The following is a 13,318-nucleotide window of genomic DNA, read 5'->3' on the forward strand; positions in this document are numbered from 1 at the left end:
AACACTCTCGCAAGTAGGTATGCAAGGGACGCTTCGGCGTCCCTTCTTTCTTTCCTCCCCCTTTTGTCTCCCCGGGTGTTGGGCTGCGTTCACCGTGCTTTACCGTCTGATGTGCCCTGCACCTTCATAGGTGAAACCGAGACCGAAAGGTAGAGTCCTCGGGCGTGCATCTCAAGGCCCTGACCCTGCGTGGGTTCAAATCCTTCGCGTCCACCACGACGCTGCGTTTCGAGCCGGGCATCACGTGTGTCGTGGGGCCGAACGGCTCAGGCAAGTCCAATGTGGTGGACGCGCTGTCGTGGGTCATGGGCGAGCAGGGCGCCAAGTCGCTGCGCGGCGGCAAGATGGAAGACGTCATCTTCGCCGGGACGACCGGGCGGCCCCCGCTCGGCCGCGCCGAGGTGTCCCTGACGATCGACAATTCCGACGGCGCGCTGCCCATCGAGTACGCCGAGGTCACCATTACGCGGATCATGTTCCGCAACGGCGGCAGCGAATACCAGATCAACGGCGACACCTGCCGATTGCTGGACATTCAGGAACTCCTCTCCGACTCGGGAATCGGTCGGGAGATGCACGTCATCGTCGGGCAGGGGCAGCTCGACTCGGTCCTGCACGCGGATCCGATGGGACGCCGTGCATTCATCGAAGAGGCGGCCGGGGTCCTCAAGCACCGCAAGCGGAAAGAGAAGGCGCTGCGGAAGCTGGACGCGATGCAGGCGAACCTCGCCCGTGTCCAGGACCTGACCGACGAGCTGCGGCGGCAGCTCAAGCCGCTGGGACGGCAGGCCGCGGTGGCGCGGCGGGCGGCCGTCATCCAGGCCGATCTGCGCGACGCCCGGCTGCGGCTGCTCGCCGACGACCTGGTACGGCTGCGGGAGGCGCTGAAGTCCGAGATCGCCGACGAGGCCGCGCTGAAGCAGCGCAAGGAGGCCGCGGAGGCGGAGCTCAAGGCCGCGCTGGCACGCGAGGCGGAACTGGAGGACGAGGTACGGCGGCTCGCACCGCGGCTGCAGCGGGCCCAGCAGACCTGGTACGAACTGTCGCAGCTGGCCGAACGGGTGCGGGGCACGGTGTCGCTGGCCGACGCACGGGTGAAGAGCGCGACGTCGGCGCCCACGGAGGAGCGGCGCGGCCGGGACCCCGAGGACATGGAGCGCGAGGCCGCCCGGATCCGTGAGCAGGAGGCGGAGCTGGAGGCCGCGTTGGAGGCGGCCGAGCGTGCCCTGGACGACACCGTCGCGCATCGCGCCGAACTGGAGCGCGAGCTCGCGGTCGAGGAGCGCCGGCTGAAGGACGTGGCCCGCGCGATCGCCGACCGGCGCGAGGGTCTCGCACGGCTGAACGGCCAGGTCAACGCGGCCCGTTCGCGCGCGGCCTCGGCCCAGGCGGAGATCGGCCGCCTCGCTGCGGCCCGCGACGAGGCACAGGAGCGGGCGGCCACGGCGCAGGAGGAGTACGAACAGCTCAAGGCCGAGGTCGACGGCCTGGACGCGGACGACTCGGCCCTCGCGGACCAGCACGAAGCGGCCAAACGTGAACTGGCGGAGGCGGAGGCCGCGTTGTCCGCGGCCCGCGAGGCGGCCACCGCGGCGGAGCGCAAGCGCGCGGCCCTCGCCGCCCGCCACGAAGCCCTCGCCCAGGGCCTGCGCCGCAAGGACGGCACCGGCGCGCTCCTGGGGGCCCGCGACCGTCTCACCGGCCTGCTGGGCCCCGCCGCCGAGCTTCTGACGGTGACCCCCGGCTACGAGATCCCGGTCGCGGCGGCGCTCGGCGCCGCGGCGGACGCGATCGCGGTCACGGACCCGTCCACGGCGGCAGAAGCGATTCGCCTGCTCCGTAAGCAGGACGCGGGGCGCGCGTCCCTGCTGCTGTCCGTCCCGGCGCAGGGCGGGTCCGACGCAGGAGAAGTGACGGGCAGTCCGGCCGCCGGCCGCCCGGTCACGGCGAGCGGGACCGGGCCTGATGCCGCGGCCGCTCCCGCGTCCGGCGACCCCTGGCACCGTTCGGCGCAGGCCGGCGTCCCCGCCCAGGCGACCGACGACGGCTCGACGCCGCCTGTCGGCCCGCCCGGAGTGCCGGGCTCCGCCGCGCCCGCGGACGGCTCCGCCGTTTCCGGCGGCGGACACGACACGACGCCCCGCGTCGCCGCGCTGGTTCGTGGGCCTGTGGAGCTGATGCCTGCCGTAGAGCGGCTCGTGCGGGACATGGTGGTCGTCGGGACCCTGGAGGACGCCGAGGACCTCGTGCAGGCACAGCCGGGCGTTGTCGCCGTCACCGCCGAAGGCGATGTGCTCGGCGCGCACTTCGCGCACGGAGGGTCGGCGGGGGCACCCAGTCTGCTCGAGGTGCAGGCGGCCGTCGACGAGGCCGCGGCGGAGTTGGAGGAGCTGGCCGTACGGTGCGAGGAGCTGGCCGGGCGGCAGCAAGAGGCCGGGGCGCGGCGTACCGAGTGCGGCGGGCTCGTCGAGGAGTTGGGGGAGCGGCGGCGGGCGGCCGAGAGGGAGAAGGCCGGGGTCGCGCAGCAGCTCGGACGGCTCGCCGGGCAGGCGCGCGGCGCCGCCGGGGAGGCCGAGCGGACGGCCGCTGCGGCAGCCCGCGCCCAGGAGGCGCTGGAGCAGGCGCTGTACGAGGTGGAGGAGCTCGCCGAGCGGCTCGCCGTTGCCGAGGAGACGCCGGTCGAGGAGGAGCCCGACACGTCCGTACGGGACCGGCTCGCGGCCGACGGTGCCAACGCCCGCCAGACCGAGATGGAGGCCCGCCTCCAGGTCCGTACCCACGAGGAGCGCGTCAAGGGGCTCGCGGGCCGCGCCGACGCGCTCGACCGCGGGGCGCGCGCCGAGCGCGAGGCACGGGCGCGCGCCGAGCAGCGGCGCGCCCGGCTCCGCCACGAGGCAGCCGTCGCCGAGGCCGTGGCCAGTGGCGCGCGCCAGCTCCTCGCCCATGTCGAGGTCTCCGTCGTACGCGCCGAGCAGGAGCGGACCGCGGCCGAGGCCGCCAAGTCGGCCCGTGAGCGGGAGCTGACGGCCGCCCGGTCCGAGGGCCGCGACCTCAAGAGCGAGCTCGACAAGCTCACCGACTCCGTCCACCGCGGCGAGGTGCTCGGCGCCGAGAAGCGTCTGCGCATCGAGCAGCTGGAGACCAAGGCCCTGGAGGAGCTCGGCGTCGAACCCGCGGGCCTCGTGTCCGAGTACGGCCCGGACCAGCTCGTACCGCCGTCGCTGCCCGCGGAGGGCGAGGAGCTCCCCGAGGACCCGGAACATCCGCGGAACCAGCCGCGGCCCTTCGTCCGCGCCGAGCAGGAGAAGCGCCTCAAGTCCGCCGAACGGGCCTACCAGCAGCTCGGAAAGGTGAATCCGCTCGCCCTCGAGGAGTTCGCGGCCCTGGAGGAACGGCACAAGTTCCTCTCCGAGCAGCTCGAAGACCTGAAGAAGACCCGTGCCGATCTCCTCCAGGTGGTCAAGGAGGTCGACGAGCGCGTCGAGCAGGTCTTCACGGAGGCATACCGCGACACCGCACGCGAGTTCGAGGGCGTCTTCTCGCGCCTCTTCCCGGGCGGCGAGGGCCGGCTCATCCTGACCGACCCCGACAACATGCTCACCACGGGCGTCGACGTCGAGGCCCGCCCGCCGGGCAAGAAGGTCAAGCGGCTGTCGCTGTTGTCCGGCGGCGAGCGTTCGCTGACCGCCGTGGCCATGCTGGTGTCGATCTTCAAGGCCAGGCCCAGTCCCTTCTACGTCATGGACGAGGTCGAGGCGGCCCTGGACGACACCAACCTCCAGCGGCTGATCCGGATCATGCAGGAGCTCCAGGAGAGTTCCCAGCTGATCGTGATCACGCACCAGAAGCGGACGATGGAGGTCGCGGACGCGCTGTACGGCGTGTCCATGCAGGGCGACGGCGTCTCGAAGGTCATCAGCCAGCGACTTCGCTGAGCCGGGTCACCTCGTCTCCACTGGATCTTCAACACTTGAACTAAAAGTGCCCAACCCGGAGCTCTCTCGACTGCTGACGCCCGTGTTGACTTCGAAACTTGAAGGCATAGTCTCTGCAACGTTGCTTTTACCTTCAAGTGGTGGGCGGCGTGATCTTGTGCGCCACTGGAAGGGCTCGCCCCACAACGTCCGGCGCCGCTGCCGGGCGGCCCCAGGAGTACACGTGACCAGCACACCGCAGGCACCCGAAGGCCGTAAGGCCAGGCCGGAGCATCTCAGCCACGTCATCTTCATCGCGGCGGCGGCGGCGATGGGTGGCTTCCTCTTCGGCTACGACAGCGCGGTGATCAACGGAGCCGTCGTCGCGATCCGCGACCGCTTCGACGTCGGCTCCGAGGCCCTGGCCCAGGTCATCGCCGCCGCACTTATCGGCTGTGCCATCGGTGCCGCGACGGCCGGCCGGATCGCCGACCGCATCGGCCGCATCCGCGTCATGCAGATCGCCTCCGTCCTGTTCACCGCCAGTGCGCTCGGCTCCGCGCTGCCGTTCGCCCTCTGGGACCTCGCCATGTGGCGTGTCATCGGCGGCATCGCCATCGGTATGGCCTCGGTCATCGCCCCGGCCTACATCGCCGAGGTCTCCCCGCCCGTGTACCGAGGCCGCCTCGCCTCCTTCCAGCAGGCCGCCATCGTCACCGGCATCGCCATCTCACAGCTGGTCAACTACGGCATCCTCAGTCTCGCGGGCGGCGAACAGCGCGGCAGCGTCGGCGGCTTCGAGGCCTGGCAGTGGATGCTCGGCATCATGGTCGTCCCGGCCGTGCTCTACGGACTGCTCTCCTTGGTGATCCCCGAGTCGCCCCGCTACCTGATCTCCGTCGGACGCTTCGACCAGGCCCGCAAGGTGCTCCGCGACGTCGAGGGCAAGGCGGTGAACCTGGACACCCGGGTCGCCGAGATCGAGCGGAACATGCGGCACGAGGTGAAGCCCTCGTTCAGGGACCTGCTGGGCGGCAAGTTCCTCTTCCTGCCGATCGTCTGGGTCGGTATCGGCCTCTCCGTCTTCCAGCAGCTGGTCGGCATCAACGTGATCTTCTACTACAGCTCCTCGCTGTGGCAGTCGGTCGGCGTCAACCCGGAGAGCTCGTTCCTCTACTCCTTCGAGACGTCCATCGTGAACATCATCGGCACGGTGATCGCGATGCTCCTCGTCGACCGGATCGGCCGCAAGCCGCTCGCCCTCATCGGGTCCGTCGGCATGTCGATCTCGCTGGGCGTCGCCGCCTGGGCCTTCTCGTACCGGAGCGGAGTCGGCAAGAACGTCTCGCTGCCCGACCTCCAGGGCGCCGTGGCGCTCTTCGCCGCCAACTTCTTCGTGCTCTTCTTCGCCCTCTCCTGGGGCGTCGTGGTGTGGGTGCTGCTCGGCGAGATGTTCCCCGGCAAGATCCGCGCCGCCGCGCTGGGTGTCGCCGCCTCCGCCCAGTGGATCGCCAACTGGCTGATCACGGTGACCTTCCCGAGCCTGTCGGACTGGGACCTGTCGGGCGCGTACGTCATCTACACGGTCTTCGCCGTGCTCTCGATCCCCTTCATCCTCAAGTGGGTGCCGGAGACGAAGGGCAAGGCGTTGGAGGAGATGGGCTAATCCCCGCTGCCCCTCTCCTCGGTCACGGAACTGCCCCGGTTCAGCCCTTGAGCCGGGGCAGTACCTGTTCGCAGAACAGATGGATGCTGCGCCAGCCCTCGTCGACGGGCATCCCGCCACACAGCGGATGCAGTACGAGACTGTCGGCGGTGAGCGATGCGCACTCCTCCGGCGTCAGCACCCGGTACACCCCCTCCGCCCGCAGCTCCTCCACCGTCGTCGCCGCCGACTTCACCGCCGAGCGGATGTCGCCGGACTGCCAGGAGGCGTACGTACGCGCCTCGTGCAGGAAGTGCTCCCCGTACCGGGCCCAGGTCTCGTCCGGGTCCTCCGCGATGTGCAGCAGCGGCGTCTCGGCCGCCGGCATCATGCAGAAGCCGTCCGTTCCGTACTCCTCGCGCAGCTGGTGGTAGTACGCCTCCAGCTCCGGCAGATGCGCGCTCGGGAAGAACGGCAGCCCGCGGCGGGCGGCGCGCCTGGCCGCCGGTTTCGACGAGCCGCCGACGAGCAGCAACGGGTGCGGCTGGGTGTACGGGCGCGGGGTCACCCGGACCGTACGCCCCTGATGGATGAACTCCTCGCCCGTCCAGGCCGCGAGCAGGGTGTCCAGGAGTTCGTCCTGGAGCGCGCCGCGGCGCTTCCAGTCGACACCGTGGGCCGCGTACTCCTCGGGCCGGTAGCCGATGCCCGCGACCGTGATCAGCCGTCCCTTGCTCAGCAGATCGAGTACGGCGATCTCCTCGGCCAGCCGCAGCGGATCGTGCAGCGGGCCGATGATCGCCGAGACGGTGACCGCGATCCGCCGGGTCGCGCCGAAGACCGCGCCCGCGAAGGCGAAGGGGGACGGCAGCCAGTTGTTTGCGGCGCCGTGGTGCTCCTCGGTCTGGACCGTGTCGACGCCACGGTCGTCGGCGTACGCGGCCATCTCCAGGGCGGCCCGGTAGCGGGCCGCGAGTGACTCGGGGGTCGCTGCGGGGTCGACGAGGTTGAACCGTACGACTGTGAAGGCCATGACGAGACGTCCCCCTCTGCCGGGTGCCGGTAGCGAAGAGGGACGTTAGCTGACGTTGTGTCAGATGGAAACAGCCGCGGGCTCGCGCTCTTCCGCGGTCCGTCGTGGCGGCCGTACTGGTGCGCGGCAGCACGGTGCGTACACGTGCGGGCACGGCGTGCAGAAGCGCCGCGACGAGGATGGTCACCGCCAGCCGTTGATGTTCATGGCCAGGCGCGCGGCAGCCTGATACCCCCTGAACGGGTTGTGACCCCGCCCTCACAGGCTTCTCACGACACCAGGCCGGGCGACGGACCAGCCCGGCCCGCAGGGTCGGACACCCCCTGCCAGGAACGAATCCTCAGGCGGGAGGTCACGCATACTTGATGCGTTATGGAATTCGTCATCCTTGCTGTAGTCATCGCTCTGGTCGCGGTCGGCGCGATCAGCGGGCTCGTCGTCAGCAGCCGCCGGAAGAAGCAGCTGCCGCCGTCCGCCCCGTCGAGCACGCCGACCATCACTGCTCCGCCCGCCGAGCCGCACGTCGGCGAGGAGGCGGAGACCCCGCGGGAAGAACCACGCCGCACCATCGAAGAGGTCGACCTCCCGACGGCCGAACCGGCCGTGGAGGCGCCGGTCGCGGTCGAGGAGCCGGAGGCTCCCGCCGCCCCCGAGATCGAGATCCCGGAACCGACCGCGGGCCGTCTCGTACGGCTGCGCGCCCGGCTGGCCCGCTCGCAGAACACGCTCGGCAAGGGCCTGCTGACCCTGCTCTCCCGCGAACACCTCGACGAGGAGACGTGGGAGGAGATCGAGGACACGCTCCTCACCGCGGACGTCGGCGTCGCGCCGACGCAGGAACTGGTCGAGCACCTGCGTGAACGCGTGAAGGTGCTGGGCACCCGCACGCCCGAGGAGCTGCGCGGCCTGCTCCGGGAGGAACTGCTGCTGCTGGTCGGCACGGACTTCGACCGCGCGGTGAAGACCGAGAACGGCTCGGGGACCCCGGGCATCGTGATGGTCGTCGGCGTCAACGGCACCGGCAAGACCACGACCACCGGAAAGCTGGCGCGGGTGCTGGTGGCCGACGGCAAGTCGGTGGTCCTGGGTGCCGCCGACACGTTCCGCGCCGCCGCCACGGATCAGCTCCAGACCTGGGGCGACCGGGTCGGCGCGCGCACGGTCCGCGGTCCGGAGAACGGCGACCCGGCGTCGGTCGCCTTCGACGCGGTCAAGGAGGGCATCACCGAGGGCGCAGACGTCGTCCTCATCGACACGGCCGGCCGGCTCCACACGAAGACCGGCCTCATGGACGAGCTCGGCAAGGTCAAGCGCGTCGTGGAGAAGCACGGACCGCTGGACGAGGTCCTGCTCGTGCTCGACGCGACGACCGGCCAGAACGGCCTGGTCCAGGCCCGTGTCTTCGCCGAGGTCGTCGACATCACCGGCATCGTCCTCACCAAGCTCGACGGCACGGCGAAGGGCGGCATCGTCGTCGCGGTCCAGCGCGAGCTGGGCGTCCCGGTGAAGCTGATCGGCCTGGGCGAGGGTCCGGACGACCTGGCCCCGTTCGAGCCGGAGGCCTTCGTCGACGCCCTGATCGGCGACTAGGTCCTGTCCGGCCGATCTTGCCGGGCTCGCGTGCCCTGGCACCGCACCTCGCTGCGTTGTCGTCGGTCACCGACTCCCCCGTAGCCCTTCGGGCACGGGAGGTGCCCCCACCGCGTCGATTTCTCCCCCTGCCTCGGCGGGGGGACCCCCACCTCCGCCTTGCGATGTACGGCACCAGACCCCGCTCACTGATCCGGCCTGATCGACCGGACAGGACCTAGGGGTTCCTCGCAGGAGCACCACCTCCGCACCCCCGGCCCCGTGTCCGCCCTCGGCGGCGCGGGGCCGGTTTCGCGTTCGGGCATTTCGATCCCGTCCGGCGATCGGGGACGGACACGCGGGACCACCTGACGGTGCCGGTCATGTCCACGGGGAGCCGGGGCGAAGCCCCCACGCGGCGGAGCCGCACATCGACACAGCGGGCGGGGCGGGGAGGGGAAGAGCCCCGCCCAGCGGGTGCGTCACGCCGTCGCGGACCGGTGGCAGATGTATGCCAGGGTGCCCAGCAGGAGCCGGGCCTGGGGCGGGGCGGCGGTGGTGTCCAGCGACGGCGGGCGGAGCCAGTACGAGGGGCCGAGGCCCGCGTGGTCCGAGGGGGGCGCCGTGATGCAGGTGCCGGGCTTCAGGCAGTGGAGGTCCAGGTCCGCGTCGTCCCAGCCCATGCGGTAGAGGAGCTCGGGAAGCTCCGAAGAGGCGCCCGGCGCCACGAAGAACTGCGCGCGGCCCGTCGGCGTCGCGCAGACCGGGCCGAGGGGCAGGCCCATCCGTTCGAGGCGGACCAGCGCGCGACGCCCCGCCGCGACCCCGACCTCCAGCACGTCGAACGTGCGCCCCACGGGCAGCAGAATCGCGGCCCCCGGCACCTGGGCCCATGCCTTCGTCGCGTCGTCGAGCGTCGCCCCCGCCGGCACCTCGGGCGCGAAGTCCAGCGGATGCGCCCCCGGGGCCGTACACGCGGAATCCCCGCACGAGCAGCGCCCCGCCGAGGCCCTGGCGCCCGGGACCACGTCCCAGCCCCAGAGTCCGGTGTACTCGGCCACCACTGTGCACTCCGTCGCGCGCCCGCGGCGCCGTGAGCCGGTCCGGATCTCCCGGACGCCCCGGCTGCCGCCGATCGTGAAGCCCATGCCCCCTCCAACGGGTCGAACTCGCCGGTGGTTACGACCCGGAGTGTTCCGATGACGCAGAGTGTCCATCCGCTCGGCTCGGTCCGGACCTGGCGGCGTCTCGCGGCACTCGGGGTGGTGCGTCCCGGTCCGTGCGCCCTGGCACGCAACGCTCCGCCCACTCCTGCTCGTCGCATGTCAAGTGAATCGCCCCTGGCGCCCGGCGAGTTCATTCGAAGGGGTGGCGAATGGTGGCGTTTATGGAATCGCCATGGCCGGAGCGGTGATCGTAGGATTACTTTCGGTACACGAACCCTGGAAATCTCCGCGCCGGCGGGTATGCCGGAGGCAAATCGATTTCCCGTTCGATGGAGTGCAACCTCCCTACGGAGGGCAGCAGTTCACGGCATTCTGGTACGGGTTCGCGCGACGAAGGCATCATGCGGATGGGGGCATTCCAGTGAGTGGCAGCGGCGCAGACGGTACGGCCACCGGCAAGCGCCCCAACGAGCAGCTGAGCTCGTGGTTCATGCGCAGCGGCTGGTCGAAGGGCGAGCTCGCACGGCAGGTGAACCGCAGGGCACGCCAGATGGGCGCGCACCACATCAGCACGGACACCTCGCGCGTGCGCCGCTGGCTCGACGGCGAGCAGCCCCGTGAGCCCATTCCGCGCATCCTCTCCGAGCTGTTCTCCGAGCGCTTCGGCAGTGTCGTCGCCATCGAGGACCTCGGACTGCGCACGGCCCACCAGTCGCCCTCCGTCTCCGGAGTGGACCTGCCCTGGGCCGGCCCCCAGACCGTCGCCCTGATCAGCGAGTTCTCGCGCAGCGACCTCATGCTGGCCCGCCGCGGCTTCCTCGGCACCTCGCTCGCGCTCTCCGCAGGCCCCGCCCTCATCGAGCCCATGCAGCGCTGGCTCGTCCCCAGCCCCGCCGCCGAGCCCGGACCGACCGATTCGGCAGCGGTCGTCCGCCGCCCCTCCCGGCTCTCCAAGCCCGAGCTCGACCTGCTGGAGTCCACCACCGCGATGTTCCGCCAGTGGGACGCCCAGTGCGGCGGCGGACTGCGCCGCAAGGCGGTCGTCGGCCAGCTGCACGAAGTGACCGACCTGCTCCAGGAGCCCCAGCCCCAGGCCACCGCCACACGGCTCTTCAAGGTCGCCGCCGAGCTGGCGGAGCTGGCCGGCTGGATGAGTTACGACGTGGGCCTGCAGCCCACGGCCCAGAAGTACTTCGTCCTCGCCCTGCACGCCGCCAAGGAGGCCGGCGACAAGCCCCTCGGCTCGTACATCCTCTCGTCCATGAGCCGCCAGATGATCCACCTCGGCCGGCCCGACGACGCCCTGGAGCTGATCCACCTCGCGCAGTACGGCAGCCGCGACTGCGCCACCCCCCGCACCCAGGCGATGCTGTATGCGATGGAGGCCCGTGCGTACGCCAACATGGGACAGCCCAGCAAGACCAAGCGGGCCGTCCGCATGGCCGAGGACACCTTCGCCGACGCGCTCGAGGCCGCTGAGCCCGAGCCCGACTGGATCCGCTTCTTCTCCGAGGCCGAGCTCAACGGCGAGAACGCCCACTCCTACCGCGACCTGGCCTACGTCGCGGGTCGCAGCCCCACTTACGCCTCGCTCGCCGAGCCCGTCATGGAGCGCGCCGTCGAGCTCTTCCACGACGACAACGAGCACCAGCGCTCGTATGCACTGAACCTCATCGGCATGGCCACGGTCCATCTGCTGAAGAAGGAACCCGAGCAGTCCACACAGCTCGCCGAGCAGGCCCTGCACATCGCCAAGCGGGTCCGCTCCGAGCGGGTCAACACCAGGCTGCGCAAGACCGTCGACACGGCGGCCAGGGACTTCGGTGACATCGCCGAGGTCGTCCACCTCACCGATCTGCTCACCGCCCAGCTGCCCGAGACCGCCGAGGCGGTCTGACCACGGGCCGCCATCCCCGGACCCCGGCGCGACGGTCACCCCGAACAGCCCGACTCGGCCCCCCACGCCAGGTCAGCCGGGTGACCGTCGCGACCGGTCAGGGTCTGTCCTCCGGATCCGGAAGACAGACCCCAGGGCGCTCCCGAACTGCTCGCAGAGGGTACGCGCGTGATGTTCCCGTGACCCTTCAGTTCATGAGCGCGTAACACGCCCGACCTCTTCGTCACTGCGGTGAAACATCGAGCGGCATCGGCGGAAACCGCGGCGCGCCAACCTCATGGCGCATAACCGGCCGACTCCAAAGGGCAGCCGCACCGGACCCAGCCGCACGGTTGTCCAGCCGAACAGGCTCCCGCCCCGCACAGGCCGTACGACGACGAGGAGACGCCGATGCCTCCAGGCATCACGACGCTTGCCGCAGACGCCCCCGAGCTGTCTGCCGCGAACACCGGGTTCATGCTCATCTGCTCCGCACTGGTGATGCTCATGACACCGGGCCTGGCCTTCTTCTACGGAGGCATGGTCCGCGTCAAGAGCACCCTCAACATGCTGATGATGAGTTTCATCAGCCTCGGGATCGTCACGATCCTGTGGGTGCTGTACGGGTTCAGCCTCGCCTTCGGCACCGACTCGGGCTCCCTCATCGGCTGGTCCTCCGACTTCGTCGGATTCGCCGGCATCGACAAGGCCCAGCTGTGGGACGGCTACACCATCCCGGTGTTCGTCTTCGCCGTGTTCCAGCTGATGTTCGCGATCATCACGCCCGCGCTGATCAGCGGTGCCCTCGCGGACCGCGTGAAGTTCACCGCCTGGGCGCTCTTCGTCGCCCTGTGGGTCACCGTCGTCTACTTCCCGGTCGCGCACTGGGTGTGGGGCACGGGCGGCTGGCTGTTCGAGATGGGCGTCATCGACTTCGCCGGCGGCACCGCCGTCCACATCAACGCCGGTGCCGCGGCGCTCGGCGTGATCCTCGTGATCGGCAAGCGCGTCGGCTTCAAGAAGGACCCGATGCGTCCGCACAGCCTGCCGCTGGTGATGCTCGGCGCCGGTCTGCTGTGGTTCGGCTGGTTCGGCTTCAACGCCGGCTCGTGGCTCGGCAACGACGACGGCGTCGGCGCGGTGATGTTCGTCAACACGCAGGTCGCCACCGCCGCCGCGATGCTCGCCTGGCTCGCCTACGAGAAGATCCGGCACGGCTCCTTCACCACCCTCGGCGCCGCCTCCGGCGCGGTCGCGGGCCTGGTCGCCATCACCCCGTCCGGCGGTGCGGTCAGCCCGATCGGTGCCATCGCCATCGGTGCCATCGCCGGTCTGCTGTGCGCCATGGCCGTCGGCCTCAAGTACAAGTTCGGCTACGACGACTCCCTCGACGTCGTCGGTGTCCACCTCGTCGGCGGTGTCGTCGGTTCCCTCCTCGTGGGCATCTTCGCCACCGGCACGATGCAGTCCGACGTCAAGGGCCTCGCCTACGGCGGCGGATTCGAGCAGCTCGGCAAGCAGGCCATCGGTGTCTTCTCGGTCCTGGCCTACTCTCTGATCGCCTCCGCGATCCTCGCCTTCCTGCTCGACAAGACGATCGGGATGCGGGTCAGCGAGGACGACGAGATCTCCGGCATCGACCAGGTCGAGCACGCCGAGACCGCGTACGACTTCAGCGGAGCGGGCGGCGGTGCGGGATCGCGCAAGGCCGCGCCCGCCCCCGCCGACACCGTGGCAGCCGCACCGAAGAACAAGAAGGTGGACGCATGAAGCTCATCACCGCAGTCGTGAAGCCGCACCGGCTGGACGAGATCAAGGAGGCCCTGCAGGCCTTCGGAGTCCAAGGGCTCACGGTCACCGAGGCCAGCGGCTACGGACGGCAGCGCGGCCACACCGAGGTCTACCGCGGCGCGGAGTACACCGTCGACCTCGTCCCCAAGATCCGTATCGAGGTACTGGTCGAGGACGATGACGCCGAACAGCTCATCGACGTGGTGGTGAAGGCGGCCCGAACCGGCAAGATCGGAGACGGCAAGGTGTGGAGCGTTCCGGTCGAGACCGCGGTCCGGGTCCGGACCGGCGAACGCGGACCGGACGCACTGTAGACGGGAGTTG

General features: G+C 70.5%; 8 protein-coding genes. 6 read left to right on the plus strand and 2 right to left on the minus strand.

Annotated elements, in window-relative coordinates; all coding sequences use genetic code 11:
- The first annotated feature begins 164 nt into the window (after positions 1-164).
- Together ACWCXB_RS12470 and ACWCXB_RS12475 are read left to right on the plus strand one after the other, a co-directional pair.
- The gene (locus ACWCXB_RS12470; RefSeq protein WP_450721856.1) at positions 165-3,935 is read left to right on the plus strand and encodes a chromosome segregation SMC family protein; all 3,771 of its coding nucleotides are present in this window, start codon (positions 165-167) and stop codon (positions 3,933-3,935) included.
- 223 nt (positions 3,936-4,158) lie between these two features.
- Positions 4,159-5,580 carry a sugar porter family MFS transporter gene (locus ACWCXB_RS12475; RefSeq protein ID WP_450721858.1) on the plus strand — a complete coding sequence of 474 codons (1,422 nt, stop codon included), beginning with the start codon at positions 4,159-4,161 and terminating at the stop codon, positions 5,578-5,580.
- A 40-nt stretch (positions 5,581-5,620) separates the two neighbouring features.
- Here the strand turns inward: ACWCXB_RS12475 and ACWCXB_RS12480 are convergent, their stop codons facing one another.
- A complete protein-coding gene (locus ACWCXB_RS12480; protein ID WP_450721860.1) occupies positions 5,621-6,592 on the minus strand; it encodes an LLM class flavin-dependent oxidoreductase in 972 nt (323 codons plus the stop codon).
- A gap of 372 nt (positions 6,593-6,964) precedes the next feature.
- Here ACWCXB_RS12480 and ftsY point away from each other — a divergent pair, with 372 nt between their 5' ends.
- Positions 6,965-8,182, plus strand: a complete 1,218-nt coding sequence (ftsY, locus tag ACWCXB_RS12485; protein ID WP_450721862.1) for a signal recognition particle-docking protein FtsY — start codon at positions 6,965-6,967, stop codon at positions 8,180-8,182.
- A 461-nt stretch (positions 8,183-8,643) separates the two neighbouring features.
- On the opposite strand, the gene ACWCXB_RS12490 is transcribed toward ftsY, so the two are convergent.
- Entirely contained in the window at positions 8,644-9,309 is a 666-nt protein-coding gene (locus ACWCXB_RS12490) for a bifunctional DNA primase/polymerase (RefSeq protein ID WP_450721864.1), read from the minus strand.
- Positions 9,310-9,748: 439 nt separating this feature from the next.
- Here ACWCXB_RS12490 and nsdA point away from each other — a divergent pair, with 439 nt between their 5' ends.
- The 3 genes from nsdA to ACWCXB_RS12505 all read left to right on the plus strand — a co-directional run bounded on the left by nsdA (position 9,749) and on the right by ACWCXB_RS12505 (position 13,308).
- Complete coding sequence (gene nsdA, locus ACWCXB_RS12495; RefSeq protein ID WP_450721866.1) at positions 9,749-11,224, plus strand: transcriptional repressor NsdA; 1,476 nt, start codon at positions 9,749-9,751, stop codon at positions 11,222-11,224.
- A 390-nt stretch (positions 11,225-11,614) separates the two neighbouring features.
- Complete coding sequence (locus ACWCXB_RS12500; RefSeq protein ID WP_450721868.1) at positions 11,615-12,973, plus strand: ammonium transporter; 1,359 nt, start codon at positions 11,615-11,617, stop codon at positions 12,971-12,973.
- The gene (locus ACWCXB_RS12505; RefSeq protein ID WP_101390346.1) at positions 12,970-13,308 is read left to right on the plus strand and encodes a P-II family nitrogen regulator; all 339 of its coding nucleotides are present in this window, start codon (positions 12,970-12,972) and stop codon (positions 13,306-13,308) included. The genes ACWCXB_RS12500 and ACWCXB_RS12505 overlap by 4 nt, the downstream gene beginning before the upstream one ends.
- Positions 13,309-13,318 lie beyond the last annotated feature (10 nt).

It is taken from the genome of Streptomyces sp. NPDC001514 (genome assembly GCF_053597075.1).